Consider the following 18,489-nt stretch of genomic DNA (forward strand, 5'->3'; position numbering starts at 1 on the left):
GGCCGCAGCCGACGCCCACCATCCCTTTCCAGCCACTCCGGCCGGATACGACCACCGTATCGAACATAATTCGAACAGTGCGACTCCACTGTCGGCTCCACGATCACCTCGCTCGCCGCTCGGTCCTGCCCGCCCCCGCCGACTGGAGCACGGTCGGCCGCTAGGGGGAGGCGCCGCGTCGCCTCCAATCGAGCGCGTATCTGGCCGGACGGGCCAACTAAAACGCCCAGTCACAAGACTTGGCGTTCTAGTTGGCGATTTCGCGTTGCACTTGGCCTCGGTGCGCGTTCTAGTCGGCCCGGCACGGCCGTTGTCGCAGGTGGCGGCTATGTTTCAGCTCGTCGTTACGGAGGCGAGCGGGAGCGGGGAGCGGGGAGCGGCAATGATGGTTGAGGTGGGGTACGCCCGGGCGTGGGACCTGGGGGCTCGCGCCCCCTGGAGGCCGATATCCGTGGAGGAGGCCCGTGAGCGGGATGCCGCCGGGCTTCCGTATGTAGTGGTGTACCGGACTGAGGGCCGGGAGGCTCCGCTGGAGGTCAGGCTCGTCTCCTGGCGGGATCACTACGTCGGTCTGTGGGTGTACGACGCTCAGGGCCGCGGTACCTGCGAGCTCGACGTGCGCCTGCTGGACGACCCGACGCGGCTGTGGCCCCGGCGCAACGTCCGCTGGCACTACACCGGCCCAGAGATGACGGAATTCGACGAGGCCTGTCCGCGCATCACCGTGGAGCTCTTCCCGGGCGGGAGGGGCCGCCAAACGGAGCAGCCCCAGGGCGAGCGCGGGCGCATACACGTCACCGCGCCCAGGAGCCGCGATGACGAGCACTGGGTGGACCGGCCGGTCTTCGGGGAGTGGCCGCTGCTCTCGTCTCAGGTGCACGGGCTTACGGAGACGCCGGTCCTCGACGTCGCCGAGCCGACCGCGGCGGCCACCGACGGCAGCGGGCTCGCGCCCACCACGTGCTGGTGTCCACCTCACCCGGCGCAGCCCGGACCGATCGGTGAGCTGTTCCGGCCCGGGGTACGCGTGACCGACGGATACCACCCCGAGATGACGATTGTGGAGCCACGCCGCATCGGCACCCTGCGCGTGCCCAGCGGGCTGCTCGCAGTCTCCGGCCCGGACATCGACCACGGAGACGGCCCGCACATCACAGTCTCCGTTCCGCCTGGGGAGTACGCCTTGGAGGAGGCTCGGGCCCGACACAGCTATCACTGCATGTGGGAGGGGAGCGAGGTCACCCGTACGGACACCATGGCTGTCCGCGTACTCGTCAGCGAGGTCCCCGCTGTGACCTGGGAGATGGCGCTGAAGCCCGACGACGACCTCCGACTGTTCGTCGATGATCAGATCTCCGGTTTCGCCACAGACGGAGCCACCGGCTGCTTCGCCGATGCCGGGGCATGGGAACCCCTCCTCGCGCTCTTCGAGAAAGGCCTGATCCAGGGAGACCCTGACCTGGACCCGGACGTCTACGAGGACATCAACGACTCCATGTACCTCCTGCGGACCCGGGACCAGGCCACCGGCGGCGAACTGGCAGCCTTCGCGACGACGGGGGACGGCACCTATCCCGTCTGGGTCGGCCGCACCGAAGCCGGCGAAGTGGCCGGGGTCGTAGTACTGGTGGATGGGATGCCCGAGCTGCTCCCGGACGGCGGCGCCACCGTCGGCGCCTGACCTGGCCACGCGGAGTCCAGGTGCCTGGCGGCCAGCAGGAGCCGCCTGACCAGCGCGCCGCGAAGGAGACCCCGCTCAGCACGCACATGGCCCTGATGAACAGGCAGGTCAGACGGGCGGCGCCCGCGGAGCGGCCGGAGCGTGGGCAGTTGGGCAGGGACGGGATGGTCGAGCCCTTCGCATGGTTGGGCCGCCCAGAGGCGCCGGGTGGGCTAGGGTCCTTCGTTTGGATCATCTGGTCGTTGAATAGGACCGCTGACTGGAGAAACGGCCGCGGCATCGATACCTGCGCCCAGGCTGCACAGGCTTCCCGGTGATGAGTGCTCACTGGATCAGTTCGATGTGCGGATGATCCGGGGACTCCGGGCACACGTGGAGCTGCAGGTCGTAGCCGCTTGCGATGACGATCATGGTGATGTTCCCCGGAGGGGTGCCGGGGAGGAGTGGTGTGGGATCGGCCCGCTCCTCCTCGGAGATCCAGCTCTCGTTGCCCGAGCTCCATTCGGTGCTCGCGATGGTGAGCAGCGGCACCGCCTCGGTGCCGCACTCGGAGCAGACCCGGGGCATGGGATCGGTGAGGCCCCAGCGAGTCCAGCCACCCGCCTTCCAGCCAGGAGCGGTGGACAGATGGTCCCCGTAGAACTCGTCCGGGGCTACCGCGTATGTGCTGTCCCACGCTTCTCCGGCCGTCTCCCACCTGCTCAGGTCCCCCAGCTGCTCCTGCAGCTCCTTGCTCAACTCCATGGAATTGGGGTACTCGGTGACCTGCTCCGGCGCGAGCAGGCACGGCTCCGGTAGGTAGCTTTCGAACTGGACCGCGGGCGGCTCGGGTGGTGCGTCGAGCACGTCCGTCACGGTCGCTGCAGTCCGCCAGAACAGTGCGGTGGTGGGGTGCTCCGAGTGATCGAAGGGGCACCAGAGGACTTGGAGTAGATCGGCCTCGGACTGCCCCGGCGGGCACAGCAGGGGGACATCGCGCACGTACAACTGAGCAACAGGCACCATGGCGATTGGGCCCTCGGGCCACGGGCGGCCTGCCAGGAGCCGCTTCTCCGTCTCCAGCTCCTCGGGTGTGACCCAGGGCCCCTGCGGATCGCGGCCCCGCCGGCTCTCTGCTGCCGCCCGGCTACGACGCCATTCCCGTATGTCCTGCGGCGAGAGGATCCTGTTTCCTCCCCGCACGTGCGGTCCCTCGCAGTACGGCCACGGCTCGTCGGTGGGCCAGAGCAGTGGCCCACCGACGGAGCTGTCGTGCGGCGTGGGCGAACCGGGAAGGGGGTGCAGCCGGGTCGCCGTCCGTGCCAGGGGTGCCAGTTGGGGAAAGAGCCCCGTGACGTCGAGTGGCCGCGGCGGGGTGGTACGGATGGCGTTCATAGCGGCGATGCTGCCAGCAGCCTCCGACAATGCGTGCGCCGGCCCACGTCCATGCGCCGGCCCACGTCCAACTGACACCAGGCAGCTTTCCCGGGTCAGTAGGCGGACCAAAGGAAGGTGCCTGCGATATGAAGTCCGGCCAGGTAGAGGGTCGCAGTGGTCGCGAATCGCGCGGGAGGAATACGCCTTGCCGGCGAGGACTACGTCCGGCCTGGTCCGGGGCCGTCCACGGCGACGCGGAACACGCAGGCCAGCCATGGGGTCCACAAAGGCGGGTGCGTCCCCTGCCTGGCCGCCGGTCAGAACGAACGTAAGGGGACGGCAGCGGCCGTCGGCAGCAAGATGAATCTTCGTCGTCAGTCCACCGCGCGACCGGCCGATGGCGTGATCATCCGGCTCCACTGCCAGAACCCCTTTTCGCGGGCCCCGGCGGCGTGCTGATGAGCGCGCACGATCGTGGAGTCCACCGAGACGGCCCAGTCCAGCTCCTCGTCGGCATCTGCCTGGGCCATCAGCGCGGTGAACACTCGCTCCCACGTGCCATCGACAGCCCACATCCGCAGGCGGTTATAGACGCCTCGCCAGTTCCCGTACTTCGCCGGCAGATGGACCCACTGCCCTCCCGTCCTGAATTTGAAGGCGATCGCGTCGATCACCTCACGGTGATCCCGCCAGCGGCCACCCCGCCTCGGGGTCCGGTCCGGAAGTAGCGGCTCGATCCGCGCCCACTGCACATCAGTCAATGACACGCCCGGCCCAACGTCCCACTGATCCAAACGAAACTGCCTAGCCCCTGCTGTCGGTACCTGGTGACAAGATCACCAGCATGAGTTTCGTACGCACTACTCCGCCGCGGCCTGTCGAGGTGGCAACGGTCTTCCCTCAGCTGGCGCCGCTGGCACGCCCCGCGATACGGCTGCATCCCCGGCCGGGGTCGCCGTCGGTCAGGGACAGCTCGGTCGGCGGGCCATTGCTGTGGCCAGCAGAAGAGCCCTGGCCGCACTGCAAGGACGCGCACCTGCACGTGGACACCGGCTTCCGCCAGTCACCGACCGAAGTGCGGCTCGAGAGAGCCTTGCAGTACCGGCGGCGCCCTGATCTGGAGTCCACACTCACGCCCGAGGAGGAGGCGCTCAAGGAGCGCAACGCCGCGTGGCTTGCCGAACGGCTCAAAGCCGACCTTCCCGGTCCGGCGGATTGCCCGGTCCCGATGCTTTCCGTGGCTCAGCTGTTCCTGCGCGACGTACCCCTGTTGCGGCCGCCCGGGCAGGCTGATCTGCTTCAGATCCTCTGGTGCCCGTATGAGCACGATCCGGACTACAAGCCGGCGACCGCACTGTTCTGGCGGTCCGCCGCGGAGGTCGGCGACGTCCTCGCCGCACCACCGGAACCGTACGAGGCGGACTATCCGGGTTACGTTGCGGAGCCGTGCCTGCTCGCGCCAGAAGCGATCACGGAGTACCCCAACAGCCTGGACTTGAGCCCGGAGCTGCAGGAAATGCTGGAGGACTGCAACAGGTGGCAGGCAGGCGGCGCCAACCTGGCCAGCTCCTACGCGGCGTATCCGCGCGACTTCTACTCCATCCATCTGGGCAACGCACCCGGCTGGAAGGTCGGCGGCTGGCCCCCGTGGGGCCGCACCGACCCGTACCCCCGATACTGCGCCGTCTGCGAGGTACAGATGGTCCCGCTGCTGACGATCGCTTCCTGGGAGTGGGACGGTGGTGATGGGCACAGCTGGGCGCCGCAGGAAGACCAGGCCGCTGCTACCAGTCCGCACTACGCAGGCCACTACCCCTCGCAGCCGACGGGGGTAGAAGTAGGCAGCACGGACAACATGCAGATCTACGTCTGCCCGACCTCCCCCGAGCATCCGCACACCGACTTGATCCAATGAGCTGTCCCAGTTGGCCTCACAACCCCGCTCACCCGTGACAGAAGGGCCGCCGAGTCGGAGTCGGAACATCCTGGAAGAACACGCAGGCGAGGCGATCGATGTCGCCAACCGGGAGGAACGCATCATGTGCGCGCGTTTCCACAGGCGAGAGGAAATGGAGGTGCTGCCCCCTGGCCTGCGCAGGCAGGATCTCCCCATGTCGACAGATGTCAGCGGAATGATCGAATGCCGGCCGGGAGCCCGCCTGTGGGGCCCTGACGACGAGGAATCCGTATGGGAGCCGGCATCGATCTCCTCCTCCTGAACATGGCCAACGCCTACGACGGCCTGGCCTGTCTTTTCGGAATCCGCAACCACTTCGGTTTCCGCCCCCTCGCGGAGGATCGCGGCTTTCCGGATGACGCCTCGGAGGGGCTGCGGCGGGAGTTCGCCGACTGTGGCGGCCCCCGCTAGGTGCACGGGACGACCTGGCTGACCTGGTCCGAGTTGGAGACCACGGACTGGCAGGAGACCGAGGCCTCGGGCACGCGAACCCGTGCCTCAGCCGCGGGGATCGACACCCACTGGGGCCCCGTCTGGAAGGTCATGCGCATCCTCAGCGAAATCCACGGTGCCGAGAACGTACGCCTCGTCGCCTGGTTCCACTGACTCGCGGCTGAGCGTCGTAGTTGGCCAGGCTGGCCAACTACGAGGTTCTGACCGTTCTTCCGTGATGGCTACGCCTGCAGGAGGATGCGGGCTCTGAGTAGGGCGAATGAGGCCCTGCTGTACATCTGCCGCTTGATCGTTTTGATCCTGTTGACGTGGCCTTCGACGATGCCGGAGCTGTAGGGCAAGGTGAGGCCGGCGGCAACGGCGTGAAGGTCCTGGCGGATGGAGTCGGCGAAGATGCCGATGGCGGCGGGGCCGCCCAGCTCGGCCTTCTGAATCCAGTCCCGCAGCAGGTGTCGGCGGCGTTGGCGGAGCTTGTCGGTGAACTCCCGCGCGAGGTCGCAGGCCTGGGCGATCTCCGGGCAGGCACTCCGCACAGCGTCGAGCTGGGCCATGTCGGACGTGCTGAGTGAATCCTCGGGGCGCATGATCCATGAGGTCATGTCGCGAGGGCGGGGAGTCGCCGCCCGGGCAGGGACCGCGATGCCTTGCCGGATGGTCACTACGTAGCGGTGCGCGACGTGGTACCCGCCGGTGTAGCCGAGGGCGAGCACCTCGCGGTAGAGCTGCATGGAGCTGGTGCAGCCTGCGTGGAAGCGGTGCTGCACGTGCTCGATGAATGGGTCGAGGACTCCGTGTCCGCGGTCCTGCGCCGAGGCGAGAAGCCCTGGTAGATCCTTGTTCCGGTAGCGCCTGACCGTCTTGCGATCCAGCTGTAGGTGGCGGCCGATGGCGTTCAGCGACATGCCGGTGGCGGCGAGCTCGTTGACCTCCGCGTGGCGTTGTCGGATCCGGTCCAGGAGCGGAGTTTCCCGGGTGGCCAACGGTGGGCTGGCCTCTGGTTCGGCTGGCCGTCGAAGGCAGTCACGGTGCCGGCGGCAGGTCTCCTCCACCGCCGTCGAGAGGTTCTGGAGGAGGTGCCAGCGATCTGCCACCTCCAGCACGTCGGGGGGCGGCCTGTCTGATGGCCTTTGTGAATGCCATCAGGCGGTCTCGGCAGATGATCTCGGCGCCGGGGCGCTCCTGGAGCCATGCGGCGACCGTGCTGGTCTCTCGGTCCGGCAACACATCCACCGGCCGGGAGGACTCGACGTCGACGAGGACAGTGCCGTAGGTCCGGCCCTTGCGGAACGCGAACTCGTCGATGCCGAGGATCCGTGGAGCTCGCGCTGGTACAGGCGGAGCGGTCAACTCGCCCAAGACGGATGTCCGCCGGCCGTAGAGCCGCAGCTTTGCGCAGAGGCGTGCGCCCGGGCGGCCGCCGAGCTCCACCGCGACCGACCGCATCGCCGACCGCGCCGCCGTCGAAGAACGTCGTCGAGGCTCGGTCAGGCCGGCCACCTGTTCCACGAAAGTCCGACGCGGGCATCGGGGCTGATCGCAGAAGAAGCGGTGGACGCGGAGACGGACGATCAACCGACGGCCGCTGAACGGCAGTCCGGCTATGTGACGCGAGTACCGGCTGTGGACGCGTGCGGCGGGATGTTGACACGCGGGACACGCTCCGGGCGGCCCGCAGCCAGCTGCGTCGATCATCAAGCGGTCATCCGCGACGACGGCCTGCCGCAGGACGAGGGTCAGGCCCGGGAAGAGGGCGTCTTCGACAGTCTCCAGCTCCATGATGGCGTGATCCCCTAGTGGAACGATCCTGCAATCTCTCGACCGTTCAGCGCATCCCGCCAGGTGCGAGGTGTTGCAACTGGGCGATCAGGGGGCCTGCAAGAAGGGGATGGGAATGTCGTGTGCTTTCAGAGCCGCCGTATAGCGAGCCAGCAGCCCGTCGATGCCCGAGAGGAGGTAGGACGCCTCTTCCCGGGCCTCAGCGACGTCACCCTGGTCGCAGGCCCTTACGATCCGGGCGACGTCGTCACGGATGACCGAAAGGGAATCGCCCTGGATCAACACGCCCGGAAATCTACGCGGGGGAAGAGGGACTACCGCATCGTTACTTGCGTCCGTGAACAGTTCGACCTCTACACGTTCCATCCGATCATCCAACCTCAGACCCGTCCTCATCTCCAGGCACAGCCGTCGTGGAAGCGACCAGAACCCTTCGCATGGCCAGCTGTGCACAACGCTTGGCCGCCTCCGCTGACCTGGAGTGCTTCCCTCCAGCCTGAAATCTCGTCGATCTCATGACGGGGTGATGCCTACGCTGCCTCCATGGCCAATTCGAAGACCAGCGCGACCTGCGACAGGCTGGTTCAGCTGGTGGCGCCGCCGGCTGCCCCGGTGGACGCCCACGGGGATTGGGCCCTCGTGGAGACCGCAGTCGCTACCCGGCTGCCCGACGACTACAAGCGACTCGTCGAAACCTACGGCTGGGGAGAGTTCTGCGACGTCCTCTACCTTCGGACGCCGTTCGGTGCGAGCAAACACAACGGCATCGAGTGGCAGAGCCCCCACCCCACGGAGTCGCCCGAACAGGATCGCGAGCGCTATTCGTATCCGCTGCACCCGGCTCCGGGCGCGCTGCTGATCTGGGGCACCACGATGGACGCCGACCGCCTGTGCTGGCTCACCGACGGGGATCCCGAGAAATGGCCCGTCGTGGTGTGGAGCAGTGAGGGCTGGTACGAGACGCACGCTGTGGGCGCGGCCGAGTTCATCGAGAGCTGGGCCTGCGGACACGCCGGCTCTGGACTGCTCGCAGACATGGAACCGGGGCTGGCACCATGGTTCAACGCCTTCCGTCCCCGCACCCACCGGTGCCTGCGCCTGTCCGAAGGCCCTTTCTCCCACCCCGAGCGCCTGGAGCTCCTGCGCGAGGCACTGGCTCCCACCACCGACCGGGGCTCGTGGCGCTCCACGCACGACGAAACGGGACAGGATCACTTCGCGACCGTCGATACCGACTGGTTGCTCACCTACGACGCCTCCCGCCCCCACCAAATCCGGATCGACTTCCCACCCGAAGACAGCGGACAGGTCCAGCAACGCCTCTTCGCCGCTGTACACCGAATGGAGTGCGAGGTTCTTCGGATCACGGCTGCGTCTGGAACATCGCTCCCGGCCTGGGACACGGCCACGGACGAAGACGAGGGGTAGGAAGAGAGCCAGCCTGGACGCGGGCCGCCTGTCTAGCGTAGCCATCACGGAAGCGCGGTCAGAACCAACTACGACGCTCAGTCACACATAGGCTGAGACTTAGAGGATGTCTCACGTGGATAGGTTCCGAGCTCCTTCAGCAGGTCTGGGCGGTGACCATAGCTGACCACGGCTCTGCCAGTCGTTGCGGAGCGCGTACGGGATCTTGAGACCATGAGCAGCCCATGGCAGGCTCGTGCCCCATGATCGATGAGTTCGCGAAAGACAACCTGCACAAGAGACTGCGGCGGGACCGTGAGGCGCTGCTCTGGAAGCTCGATGGCTTGTCCGAATACGACGCACGCCGGCCTCTGACAGCGACCGGGACCAACCTCCTCGGCCTGGTCAAACACGTGGCCACGGTCGAAGCCAGGTACTTCGGTGAAGTCTTCGACCGCCCTTCTCCGGAACCGCTGTGCCGGTGGCAGGACTCCGACGGCAGCGATCAATGGGCAGCCGAGAACGAGACACGCGATCAGATCGTCGCGTTCTACCGGCGCATGTGGGAACACTCGGACGCGACAATCAGCGAGCTTGCCCTCGATGCCCCCGGCCACGTGCCCTGGTGGTCGGAGCCTCATCCGAACACGAACCTGTTCGCCATCATGGTCCATGTCCTCGGCGAGACCATCCGGCATGCCGGGCACGCCGACATCCTGCGCGAGGGCGTCGACGGCCGGACCGGGATGCGCGCCGAAAACGAGCAGCCGATCGACGAGGAAGCCCGCGCAGCCTACTTCGCGAAGATCGAGCAGGCCGCCAGGCCGACCGCACCAACCAAGGCTTAGAAGGCTGTCCCGCGACGTGACGTGATGTTCGAGCGGCATGATGCCGGTCGTGAGTGCTGCTGATCTGTCGAAACGCCTGGTTCCTGATGCACTCTGGGAGCTGGTTGCCCCGTTATTGCCGTCGTTCGCGGCTCGACCGCAAGGTGGTGGGACCGCTCCGTGTGACGAACGGGCAGTGTTCACGGCAGTGGTGTACGTCCTGACCACCGGCTGTGCCTGGCGGCATCTGCCGCCGACGTTCGGCACGTCCCCCGCCACCGCGCATCGCCGCTTCACGATATGGACCGAGGCCGGCCTATGGCGTCGGCTCCACCGGGCGGTGCTGGACGAACTCGGGGCCCGGGGCAAGGTGGACTGGACCTCGGCAATCGTCGCCGCGGCCTCTGTTCGCGCCAAAAGGGGGGATCACTGACCGGTCCGAACCCGGTCGATCGCGGCAAGAAGGGCAGCAAGTTGCACGTGCTGTCCGATGCCCAGGGCGTCCCACTCACCGTCGCCGTGTCCGGCGCGAACATGCACGACAGTCTCGCCCTCAAGCCGCTCATCCTCGGCATCCCCGCCATCCGGTCCCGCCGGGGGCCACGGCGACGCCGCCCCGTCAAACTCCGCGCGGACAAGGCGTATTTTTCCGCCGAGCACCTGGCCTGGCTGCGCGAGCGTGGGCTGGTCGCGCGCATCGCGCGGCCAGGCGTCGACTCCGGAAAACGCCTCGGGCGGCACCGCTGGAAGATCGAGCGGTCGATCGCTTGGCTCTTCGGCTACCGCCGCTTGACCGTCCGGTACGAACGAAAGGGCTCACACTTCCTCGCCTTCCTCGGCCTGGCTGCTGCCCTGACCTGCTACAAGAAGCTCGCGAAACTTGCCACGTGAGACACCCTCTTAGCGTTCTAGTTAGTCTTTCGGCGCCACGTGCTGACCTTGCCGGACGGCTGGATCGAGCACTTCACCATGGCCACCAGGCGCACGGCATTCGCCCTGCCCGGGCTGCGAGCCGGCTGACCAAGCCTTTAGACCGGGGCCCCGGCGGGCGGGGGAACGAGGAGCAAAGCCAGCCCGGCCCCGCGTTCGGGCCGTGATACTGGCCGCCATGACCAACACTCCCGAGAAGCAGACGGTCCCGTTCTCCCGGATCAAGATCCGTACCGGGGCCGTTATCTTCTGCGGTGACGACGTCGCCCTCATCCGCCGTGACCGCGCCGACTCCACCCACTACACCTCGCCGGGTGGCAACGTCGAGGACGGCGAAGACCTTCGTGAAGCCCTCCGCCGTGAGCTCGCGGAAGAACTCGACCTGGACATCGACCAGGCCGAGGGCGGCGAACTCCTGTGGGTCATCGACCAGCGCGTCACCCGCCCCGGCCCCACCCCGCCACCGCGCAAGCTCCACATGATCTACCGCCTACACATCACCACCGAACTCCGCGACACCCTCGCCGAGCAGGAACTCGACGAACAGCCCGACGGCAGCCACGAAGTCGGGGTCGTCGAGTGGATCGACTACCGCAAGATCGCCGAGCTGCCGATCTTCCCGCCCATCGGCCCCGCCCTCGCAGCCCTGGCCACACCCCGCGCAGGCGTCATCGACGCCGCGCTCGAGCCGGTCACCGACGAGACGTACACCTGGGTCTGACCGAAGAGCTGGCCGACTGTGACTGATTCCCAATCATCGTTGTCAAGCCTGCGGACCAGTCGGTCAGTCTTGTTGGCTCTCCATGGGAGAAGACGCGTGCGTGCAGCGTCCCAGGAGCAAGCGATACCGTTCGGGGTCTGCCAGGATGATGCGCCTCGCCTTCTCGTGGCTGTCCTGGAGAGCGGCGGGGTAGATCGTCGCGTCGAGGCTGAGGTCGAGGGAGAGGTCCTGGCGTGTCTCCGGGTCTTCGCAGGTCAGGAAAACGGAGAGGCAGGCTGCGCGGTAGTCGTCGCGAAGGTCGGCCAGTGCCTCCAATTCCGCCTTGCTCTCCTCTGTGGGGACTCCTCGGCGGAGATCCTCCATGGAGGCGTACTGAAGTCCGGGCCGGGCGAAGTACCAGGCCATGGAGGCGCCGACCTTCTCAGCGTCGGAGCCGGTCCTCATGTAGTCGACGATCGCCGACTGGACCTGTCGGTGGCCGATCGCCTTCACCAGGGGCTCGATCAGTTGCCGAATACCGCTCCGGCATTGATCGTGCACGGCCGCGCGCATAAGGAGGTCTGCGTGTTGCCGTGTGGCTTCAAGATCTTGCGCTGCGGCCTCGCCGACCTCAAAACGCTTCACCTCATTGCAGTGATATCGCTCTTCGCCTTCCATGATCGGCGGCAACTCCCAGTCAGGAGAGAAGGCCGTGAGGAGCTCATCCAGCATGGGTTCAAAGGCGACTTCCCGGCCGGCTCGATCGGGGATTATCTCCAGCGCCATTCCGTTGCCTCCCTGGGGTTGGATGGCCCGATGAGGGCCTTGCCTCAGGCTAGGCGTCAGACTGGCCCCAAGGTCAGCGAAGTGACCGTCACCCGCAGGCCGTCCCGGCAGACTTGTGGCTGAGCCGGAATGTTCATGCTGCCACTGCTTCTGGTTGGGGTGGTTGGGCCGTCCAATGGCGTTGGTCGCGGAGGAGAGCCCACAGGACGTCGAGGCGACGGCGGGCGAGGGCGAGGATCGCCTGTTTGTGGTTCTTGCCCTCGGCTCGTTTGCGGTCGTAGAAGGCTTTCGAGGTGGGGCAGAAGCGGGCGGCAATCTGGGCGGAGAGGTAGAAGACCCGCAGGAGTCGGCGATGGTAGCGGTGTGGCCGGCGCATGTTGCCGCTGATGCGACCGGAGTCACGTGGGACCGGAGCGAGACCGGCGACGCCGGCGAGCTGGCCCGAGCTGCCGAAGGCGTCCATGTCGCCGCCGGTGCAGGCGATGAACTCCGCCCCCAGCAACGGGCCCATGCCGGGCATGCTGAGGACCACCTCAGCGTGGCGGTGCTCTCGGAAACGGACCGCGATCTGCGCGTCGATGCCAGCGATCTCTTCGTCCAGAGCGAGCACGGCCCTGGCCAGGGCGTTGACCACGGCCGCGGCAGTGCTCTCCCCGGTCACGGCCGTGTGCTGGGCCTGGGCCGCGGCGACGGCCGCATCGGCCATGGCTTGGGCGCCACGGACTTTCCGGTTCTTCAGCCAGGTCGCGAGCCTGCTCGGGCCGACCCGGCGCAGACCAGCCGGTGTTTGGTAGCCGGTCAGCAGGACAAGTGCCGCCTTGGAGGCGGCATAGTCGAAGGCCCGCTCGAGAGCAGGGAAGTACTCCAGGAGCTGGGCCCGCATCCGGTTGATGGCGCGCGTGCGGTCTGCGGCGAGGTCGTAGCGGCGGGCGGTGAGGATCTTCAGGTCCACCGCGATCTCGTCCCACTCCTGCAGAGGCTGCAGGTCCCGACGCATCCGTGCCTGATCGGCGATGACGTAGGCGTCCTTCGCGTCGGTCTTGCTGTCGCCTCGGTAGCCACGGGAGGCGTGGTGGACGGTGCGGCCAGGAATGTAGAGGAGCCGCTGACCATGGCTGGCGAGTAGGGCGATCAGCAGAGCCCCACCGCCCGCGTTCAGGTCGACGGCCCAGGTCACCGGGCCGTCCTCCGCAAGCGCCAGAACGTCGCCTATCAGCTCCAAGAGGTCGGGTTCATTGTTGGGCACCCGGCGCGAGAGCACCTTCGCCCCGTCCGTGTCGATCACCGTGCAGTGATGCGCGGCCTTGCCGGCATCCGTCCCCGCCCAGAGCTCGGGCACCCGAGCCTCCCTCGTCGTCCGGTTGACTGGTCCCTGCAGACGACCAAGCCGGCGTGTCCTTACGAAGCGATCTCTGTTCGCTTATCCCAATGAGTGGCCGTGTCGTCGCGGGGCACTGGGCGGCCAATCAGTCAAAGCCACAACCACGGCATGAGCGCGCTAAAGCCACACCCAGGCCCCTGGGTCTCCCGATCGTACGAAGGACCGGAATCAACCCGCCAACAAGGTAAGGAGCGCTTTAGTTCGCTCAGTCACACCTGCGTGACGTACCCCTGTCACTACGCGGGCCAGGACCCTCGCAGCCGACGGCGGACACGTCCTCTGGTGCGCCGACCGCCCGATCGTCGACGTTTCCGAGCGCGTCCGCGTGCTCGAACGGTTCCCCGAGCTCCTACCGAGCGGCGAGGGGATCTCCGGCACGGCCGGCACGTACGCCTTCTTCGCTGCTCTTGTCCTGCACCACGCCTTGCTGGCCAACGCCTCCGGGAAAGCGGATGCGGTAAGCGGAGCGGGGCTGGTATCACCTGGAGGATGGATCCTCTCCAGACCCGACGCCTCATCCTCGTCCCGCTGGACGCCGACCGGGCCCGGCGGCTCGTTGCCGGAACACCGGGTCCGGAGGACCGCTGGGCCGAGGGGTATCCGGACGCCGGGGACCGGGTCGGGGCCGAACGGTACCTGCGGGTGCTGGCCGACACGGGCGACCCCGCACCGTACGGGGCGTTCGAGATCCAGCGGCGCTCCGACGGGCTGTTGATCGGCGGTGCGGGGTTCCACGGCCCTGCCGACGAGGAGGGCGGGGTGATCGCAGGTTACGGGCTGGTGCCCGCCGTGCGGGGTCGGGGCTACGCCGCCGAGGCCCTGCGGGCCCTGCTGGAGCACGCCCGCGCTCACGGGGCGGCCTCGGTATCGGGCGACACCGACCGGGAGAACACGGCCTCGCAGCACGTCATGACGGCTGCCGGCATGCTCCCGGCCGGCGAGGACGCGCGGCGCCTCTCCTACTCCGTGAGCTGGAAGCGGGCAGTCGATTCGGCACGGGAGAGCGGCCAGAGCCAGGAACTGACGCGCCACGACCACGTACTCACCGTCCTGCGCGGGCATCCCGATCTGGCGCGGACGGCCGCGGAATCCTTCGATTTCGATCTCGACCGGGCCGAGCACGTGGAAGAGGTCCGCCTGGCGAGCGGGGCGCCGCTGAGGGCCGTGGCGGGCGACGACACCGGCGGAACCTTCTTCCTGTGCGCCGACGGGGCCGTGCTGTACGCGAGCTCCGAGGGCGGAGCGGGCCTCATCGGGAGGAGCTTGGACGAGGCTCTGGAGATCCTCTTCGGCCTGCCGGGCTGGCACGACCACACGGACCTCGACCTCTCGGCGGACGACGAGGTGCTGGAGGAGGTCTTCGCCCGGACCGAAGACGAGATCCGGAGCTCCTACGCCCCCGCGCTGGACGCCGATCGCAGCACGCTGCTCAGCGGGCTGGGTCTGCGCCGGCTCCCCCGGCGGGAACTGCTGCGCAGGCTCCAGGAAAGCCTTCTGCGGACCGAGCCCGAGTTCCTCCTGGTGAACGCGGACGAAGGCTGCGCGTACGAGCCGCTGGACCGGCTTCGGCGTCCGCCGCTCTGGGAAGCGGTCCTCGCTCCGGGCCGGGCCGACCTGGTCCGGATGCGGGCGGACCCCGACTGCTGGGACGAGATCGCGAACGATCCCGTACGGCGGGCCACCGCCCTGCGCACGGCCCAGTACGACCGGCAGCCGGGGGACCTGCAGCTCTTGCGCACGCTCCTGCGCCAGGAGGCTGCCGACCGCGGCAACACCGCGGAACTCCGCCTCGCCGCGGTCCTGGTGGGACTGCACGGCATGACGGAGGACCACGCGCTGCTGCGGTCCCTGCGGGAGGCCGACCCCGATGTCCACTTCCTGCTCGGCGAGTTCCCCGACTCCGCGGGAGTGCTCGCCCAGTGGGCGGCCGACGTCGACTGGTCGGACTACGGCCAGGATCCCCACGACGAGTACGACCTCACCTGGACGGCGCTGGCCCGCCGCCAGGGGCGAACCGAACTGGCCCGCGCCGCGCTCATACACCTCCTCGACGGTACGGGCCCGCGCGATGCGGCCCTGCTCAGCGGCCTCGCCCGCGAGTTCGAAGCCCTCGGGGACCTCGGGCAGGCGATCCGGGCACTGCGCCTGTACGTCTCGCTGCAGGACGACGCCGGCAGGCACGGCTCGGCCCTTGCCCGCCTCGCCTCCTTGCAACGCCGTCACGGCGAGGTGGCGGCCGCCTGGCGGTCCCTTCAGGAGGCGGTCTCGGTACTCGACGGCCCGCTGGAGGGACTGCCGCCCCTGCCGCCCACCGATCAGCCGGAGCTCGATCTCGGTCTCGGACTGCCAAAACCTCCCTGCCGGAAGCCCACTTGGCGGGAGCTCGGCCTGGGGGTGAGTGTCGCCGAGGAACACTTCCTCATCGCACGGGCCGCCGTGCCGCTCGGACTTCACGAGGTGGCCCGGGAAGCGCTCCGGGCGGGCACGGCCATGCGCGACGCATGACCGGTCTCAGCCGCTGATGTCGAGTGCCGTGCCGTACAGCCGAGATACCTTCAGGCGGATGACCACACGGCGCTCGGCGACCAGCTGTTCCAGGAAGGCGTCCTCGTCCTGCGGTTTCGCGGCCTCCGGCACCATCGCGAGCAGCTCGCGCCCGGTCGCGTCCCCCGGCGTGGTCGTGACCTCCGAGACCTCGGCCTCGCCTTCGGCCACGGCGAACGACCACACGTCGCCGCCCGGAACGTGTACGGCCGCTCGTGGATCACGCCGGAGCTGCCGGACCTTGATGCGGTCGGCCGTGGTGGAGAACCGCACGATGCGCGCTTCGGCGTCCCAGTGGTAGAGCATCGTGGTGAGGTGGGGATGGCCACTGCTCTTGTTGGTGGCGAGAGTGCCGAACTGCTGTGAGCCCAGCAGTTCGGAGAGAGCTTCGTCGGACAGGGCGCGGGGACCGGCATTTTGAGTCATGACGCGATCAACTTCCTTGCGTGGAAGGGTATTCCACGCTGCCGGAGGTGACCCGAACCGCTGCACCTTGTGGGAAAGTCGGCGTGTGATACGTCTGGCGGACCCGCTCCGCTTCCTCAGCATGCTGGCCGCCTGGGTTGCCACTCCCTGGGCGCTCGCACCGTACTCCGTGCCGCTCGCCGTGGCGGCGGTCCTCCTCCTCCTCGCCACGTTGGCCCTCTTCGGCACCCCGGGTGACAACGGGATGACGAGGGAGCAGATCCTCGTGCCCGTCCCCGGCGTGGTGACCATCAGCCTGGCTCTGCTCCAACTGGTCGCGGCCGTCGTCTCCTCCTGGGCGGCCTGGCCGACGTGGGCAGCCGTCGCCGTGACGGTGCTGGCCTCGGCCAGTCTGATCGCCGAGCAACCGCGCTGGCGGCTGCTGCTCGCCGTACGGAGTTAGTGCTCCAGCCACAGTTCCCCGTCCACCGCGTGCGCGCCCCTCTCCACGTCGCCCCCAGTGGCGGCGGGGTGCTGCCGCCCGAGGGGAAGACTCACAGCCCGGACTCACAGCCCGGAGCCTCCGGTCGCATCGATCACCTTGCCGGTGACCCAGCGCGCGTCGTCCGAGGCGAGGAAGGCCACGATGTCGGCCACGTCTGCCGGCCGGCCGACCCGGCCCAGCGCGGCCAGGGACGCCGCGTGGGCTTCGGCCTGCGGGTTGCCGCGCAGCCAGCCCGCGTTGACGTCCGTATCGATGATCCCCGGGGCAACCGATCCGCATGCTCAGGCCTTGGCGGCGCCGAACCACTTCGGCAGGTGCGCGTCGAGGTCGTGCTGGTCTTCGCCGACCCATGCCACGTGGCCGTCCGGGCGCAGCAGCACGGCGGGCGCGTCCAGCTCCTCACTGCCGTCGACGACGTGATCGATCCGGTCGGCCCACCCGGAGACCGAGAGCCGGCCGGTCTGGTCGAGCAGGATTCCGCGGCCCGTGTGCATCAGTTCGTACAGGCGCCCGCGCTTCAGCTCCACGTCCCGCAGCCTGCGGCCGAGCAGTTCGTGGCCCTCGCCGAAGTCGTAGCGGACCTCGACCGCGGTGATCATCCCCGTCACGTACCGGTTGACCTCCTCGAAGTCCATCAGCTTCGCGAACAGCTCCCGCAGCGCGGTGGGGCCCGCTTCGGTCCCGAGCAGGGTGATCTGGGCCCGGGTGTTGTCCAGTACGGCGGCGCCGACCGGGTGGCGTTCGGCGTGGTAGCTGTCGAGGAGGTCCTGCGGGGCCCAGCCGTTGACCGCGGCGGCGAGCTTCCAGCCCAGGTTGAAGGCGTCCTGCACGCCGAGGTTGAGCCCCTGTCCGCCGGTCGGCGGGTGGATGTGCGCCGCGTCTCCGGCCAGCAGGACCCGGCCGACCCGGTAGCGCTCGGCCTGCCGGGTGGCGTCGCCGAAGCGGGACAGCCAGCGCGGCGAGTGCACGCCGAAGTCGGTGCCCGCGAAGGCCCGTAGCTGCTGCTTGAACTCCTCCAGGGTCGGCGCGGTACGGTCTTCGGCCACGCCGTCGGCGGGTACGACGATGCGGCAGGACCCGTTCTCACCCGCGCTGACGCCGAAACGCAGCTGGGTCTTGCGGACCTCCGCGACGACGGCGGCGATCGTCTCCGGGTCCTCGGTCACCTCCATGTCGCCCAACAGGGTCTCGACCGTGGCGGGCTCGCCGGGGAAGCCGACGCCGAGGAGTTTGCGCACCGCGCTGCGGCCGCCGTCGCACCCGACGACGTAGCGCGAGCGCAGGCGCGTGCCGTCCGCCAGCTCGACGGTCACCCCGTCCTCGTCCTGGGTCAGGCCGACCGCTTCGCAGCCGCGCCGGATCTCGGTACCGACTTCGAGTGCGTGCTCGCCGAGCAGGCGCTCGGTGACCGGCTGCGGGATGGCGAGGCCGTAGGGGTGCGCCGTGTCCAACCGGTCCGGCCACGGCTTCATGATGCCGCCGAACAGGCCGCCGACCTGGAACTTCTCGCTCACGGCGAGGAATCGGTCCAGCAGGCCGCGCTGGTCCATCAGCTCGACGCTGCGCGTGTGCAGGCCCTGTCCGCGGGACTCACCGGTCGGCTCGGTCAGCTTCTCCAGCACCACCACGCGGACGCCGTGCAGGCGCAACTCGGCGGCCAGCATCAAACCGGTCGGTCCGCCGCCGACAACGGTCACGTCCGCCACGTCGGTCACGTCGGTCGGGTTGGACACGTCGGGCACTTCGTTCGTCACGCAATCACCATTTCCGCAGGTTCCGTC

The 18,489-nt window shown here is 68.4% G+C and carries 18 protein-coding genes and 2 pseudogenes; 10 read left to right on the forward strand and 10 right to left on the reverse strand.

Annotation, left to right across the window (positions count from 1 at the left end):
• Positions 1-382 precede the first annotated feature (382 nt).
• The gene (locus OHA37_RS01975) at positions 383-1,681 is read left to right on the forward strand and encodes a DUF4241 domain-containing protein (RefSeq protein WP_266901786.1); all 1,299 of its coding nucleotides are present in this window, start codon (positions 383-385) and stop codon (positions 1,679-1,681) included.
• Between the two features lie 324 nt (positions 1,682-2,005).
• Here OHA37_RS01975 and OHA37_RS01980 read toward each other — a convergent pair whose 3' ends face one another.
• A complete protein-coding gene (locus tag OHA37_RS01980) occupies positions 2,006-3,055 on the reverse strand; it encodes a hypothetical protein (RefSeq protein ID WP_266912447.1) in 1,050 nt (349 codons plus the stop codon).
• Positions 3,056-3,211: 156 nt separating this feature from the next.
• Positions 3,212-3,804, reverse strand: a pseudogene (locus tag OHA37_RS01985) (IS5 family transposase); the annotation flags it as partial.
• Between the two features lie 77 nt (positions 3,805-3,881).
• On the opposite strand from OHA37_RS01985, the gene OHA37_RS01990 reads away from it, so the two are divergent.
• The 3 genes from OHA37_RS01990 (at position 3,882) to OHA37_RS02000 (ending at position 5,600) form a co-directional block, all read left to right on the forward strand.
• Positions 3,882-4,952 carry a hypothetical protein gene (locus OHA37_RS01990; RefSeq protein WP_266901788.1) on the forward strand — a complete coding sequence of 357 codons (1,071 nt, stop codon included), beginning with the start codon at positions 3,882-3,884 and terminating at the stop codon, positions 4,950-4,952.
• Between the two features lie 273 nt (positions 4,953-5,225).
• Positions 5,226-5,405 (forward strand): hypothetical protein, encoded by a 180-nt coding sequence (locus OHA37_RS01995; protein WP_266901790.1) that lies wholly within the window; start codon positions 5,226-5,228, stop codon positions 5,403-5,405.
• Positions 5,406-5,600 (forward strand): hypothetical protein, encoded by a 195-nt coding sequence (locus OHA37_RS02000; protein ID WP_266901792.1) that lies wholly within the window; start codon positions 5,406-5,408, stop codon positions 5,598-5,600.
• Positions 5,601-5,668: 68 nt separating this feature from the next.
• Here the strand turns inward: OHA37_RS02000 and OHA37_RS02005 are convergent, their stop codons facing one another.
• From OHA37_RS02005 to OHA37_RS40735, 3 genes are all read right to left on the reverse strand, one after another.
• Positions 5,669-6,427, reverse strand: coding sequence for a transposase (locus tag OHA37_RS02005; protein ID WP_266901794.1), 759 nt, complete (start codon positions 6,425-6,427; stop codon positions 5,669-5,671).
• A 40-nt stretch (positions 6,428-6,467) separates the two neighbouring features.
• Complete coding sequence (locus OHA37_RS02010) at positions 6,468-7,223, reverse strand: transposase (RefSeq protein ID WP_266901796.1); 756 nt, start codon at positions 7,221-7,223, stop codon at positions 6,468-6,470.
• A gap of 87 nt (positions 7,224-7,310) precedes the next feature.
• Entirely contained in the window at positions 7,311-7,619 is a 309-nt protein-coding gene (locus OHA37_RS40735; RefSeq protein ID WP_443046098.1) for a DUF6959 family protein, read from the reverse strand.
• 147 nt (positions 7,620-7,766) lie between these two features.
• Here OHA37_RS40735 and OHA37_RS02020 point away from each other — a divergent pair, with 147 nt between their 5' ends.
• From OHA37_RS02020 to OHA37_RS02035, 4 genes are all read left to right on the forward strand, one after another.
• Complete coding sequence (locus tag OHA37_RS02020) at positions 7,767-8,651, forward strand: SMI1/KNR4 family protein (protein WP_266901800.1); 885 nt, start codon at positions 7,767-7,769, stop codon at positions 8,649-8,651.
• 242 nt (positions 8,652-8,893) lie between these two features.
• Entirely contained in the window at positions 8,894-9,478 is a 585-nt protein-coding gene (locus OHA37_RS02025; RefSeq protein WP_266901802.1) for a DinB family protein, read from the forward strand.
• 40 nt (positions 9,479-9,518) lie between these two features.
• Positions 9,519-10,348 (forward strand): IS5 family transposase gene (locus OHA37_RS02030; RefSeq protein WP_266912449.1). Its coding sequence is split into 2 segments (ribosomal slippage): positions 9,519-9,878 and positions 9,881-10,348, totalling 828 coding nucleotides; the frame shifts between segments, so codons are not numbered across the junction.
• A 217-nt stretch (positions 10,349-10,565) separates the two neighbouring features.
• Positions 10,566-11,108 (forward strand): NUDIX domain-containing protein, encoded by a 543-nt coding sequence (locus OHA37_RS02035; protein ID WP_266901803.1) that lies wholly within the window; start codon positions 10,566-10,568, stop codon positions 11,106-11,108.
• Positions 11,109-11,171: 63 nt separating this feature from the next.
• Here OHA37_RS02035 and OHA37_RS02040 read toward each other — a convergent pair whose 3' ends face one another.
• A complete protein-coding gene (locus OHA37_RS02040; protein WP_266901804.1) occupies positions 11,172-11,873 on the reverse strand; it encodes a hypothetical protein in 702 nt (233 codons plus the stop codon).
• Positions 11,874-12,006: 133 nt separating this feature from the next.
• Positions 12,007-13,212, reverse strand: coding sequence for an IS110 family transposase (locus OHA37_RS02045; protein ID WP_266901805.1), 1,206 nt, complete (start codon positions 13,210-13,212; stop codon positions 12,007-12,009).
• Between the two features lie 531 nt (positions 13,213-13,743).
• On the opposite strand from OHA37_RS02045, the gene OHA37_RS02050 reads away from it, so the two are divergent.
• Positions 13,744-15,759: a GNAT family N-acetyltransferase gene (locus tag OHA37_RS02050; protein ID WP_323182301.1), complete on the forward strand. Its 2,016-nt coding sequence runs from the start codon at positions 13,744-13,746 to the stop codon at positions 15,757-15,759.
• A 6-nt stretch (positions 15,760-15,765) separates the two neighbouring features.
• On the opposite strand, the gene OHA37_RS02055 is transcribed toward OHA37_RS02050, so the two are convergent.
• Complete coding sequence (locus tag OHA37_RS02055; RefSeq protein ID WP_266901806.1) at positions 15,766-16,224, reverse strand: PPOX class F420-dependent oxidoreductase; 459 nt, start codon at positions 16,222-16,224, stop codon at positions 15,766-15,768.
• Positions 16,225-16,309: 85 nt separating this feature from the next.
• On the opposite strand from OHA37_RS02055, the gene OHA37_RS02060 reads away from it, so the two are divergent.
• The gene (locus OHA37_RS02060) at positions 16,310-16,666 is read left to right on the forward strand and encodes a hypothetical protein (RefSeq protein ID WP_266901807.1); all 357 of its coding nucleotides are present in this window, start codon (positions 16,310-16,312) and stop codon (positions 16,664-16,666) included.
• A 104-nt stretch (positions 16,667-16,770) separates the two neighbouring features.
• Here OHA37_RS02060 and OHA37_RS02065 read toward each other — a convergent pair.
• Together OHA37_RS02065 and rox are read right to left on the reverse strand one after the other, a co-directional pair.
• A pseudogene (locus OHA37_RS02065) lies at positions 16,771-16,980 on the reverse strand (SDR family oxidoreductase); the annotation flags it as partial.
• Positions 16,981-16,989: 9 nt separating this feature from the next.
• The gene (gene rox, locus OHA37_RS02070; RefSeq protein WP_266912451.1) at positions 16,990-18,414 is read right to left on the reverse strand and encodes a rifampin monooxygenase; all 1,425 of its coding nucleotides are present in this window, start codon (positions 18,412-18,414) and stop codon (positions 16,990-16,992) included.
• Positions 18,415-18,489 lie beyond the last annotated feature (75 nt).

The sequence above is a fragment of the Streptomyces sp. NBC_00335 genome, assembly GCF_036127095.1.
Lineage (GTDB): Bacteria > Actinomycetota > Actinomycetes > Streptomycetales > Streptomycetaceae > Streptomyces.

What these genes read in the sequence shown, in the direction of transcription:
- OHA37_RS01995 (WP_266901790.1), top strand. Translation starts at nt 5,226, where the DNA reads ATGGGAGCCGGCATCGATCTCCTCCTCCTGAACATGGCCAACGCCTAC.
- OHA37_RS40735 (WP_443046098.1), bottom strand. Translation starts at nt 7,619, where the DNA reads ATGAGGACGGGTCTGAGGTTGGATGATCGGATGGAACGTGTAGAGGTC.
- OHA37_RS02035 (WP_266901803.1), top strand. Translation starts at nt 10,566, where the DNA reads ATGACCAACACTCCCGAGAAGCAGACGGTCCCGTTCTCCCGGATCAAG.
- OHA37_RS02020 (WP_266901800.1), top strand. Translation starts at nt 7,767, where the DNA reads ATGGCCAATTCGAAGACCAGCGCGACCTGCGACAGGCTGGTTCAGCTG.
- OHA37_RS02010 (WP_266901796.1), bottom strand. Translation starts at nt 7,223, where the DNA reads ATGGAGCTGGAGACTGTCGAAGACGCCCTCTTCCCGGGCCTGACCCTC.
- OHA37_RS02055 (WP_266901806.1), bottom strand. Translation starts at nt 16,224, where the DNA reads ATGACTCAAAATGCCGGTCCCCGCGCCCTGTCCGACGAAGCTCTCTCC.
- OHA37_RS01975 (WP_266901786.1), top strand. Translation starts at nt 383, where the DNA reads ATGATGGTTGAGGTGGGGTACGCCCGGGCGTGGGACCTGGGGGCTCGC.
- OHA37_RS02040 (WP_266901804.1), bottom strand. Translation starts at nt 11,873, where the DNA reads ATGGCGCTGGAGATAATCCCCGATCGAGCCGGCCGGGAAGTCGCCTTT.
- OHA37_RS01990 (WP_266901788.1), top strand. Translation starts at nt 3,882, where the DNA reads ATGAGTTTCGTACGCACTACTCCGCCGCGGCCTGTCGAGGTGGCAACG.
- OHA37_RS02025 (WP_266901802.1), top strand. Translation starts at nt 8,894, where the DNA reads ATGATCGATGAGTTCGCGAAAGACAACCTGCACAAGAGACTGCGGCGG.
- OHA37_RS01980 (WP_266912447.1), bottom strand. Translation starts at nt 3,055, where the DNA reads ATGAACGCCATCCGTACCACCCCGCCGCGGCCACTCGACGTCACGGGG.
- OHA37_RS02050 (WP_323182301.1), top strand. Translation starts at nt 13,744, where the DNA reads ATGGATCCTCTCCAGACCCGACGCCTCATCCTCGTCCCGCTGGACGCC.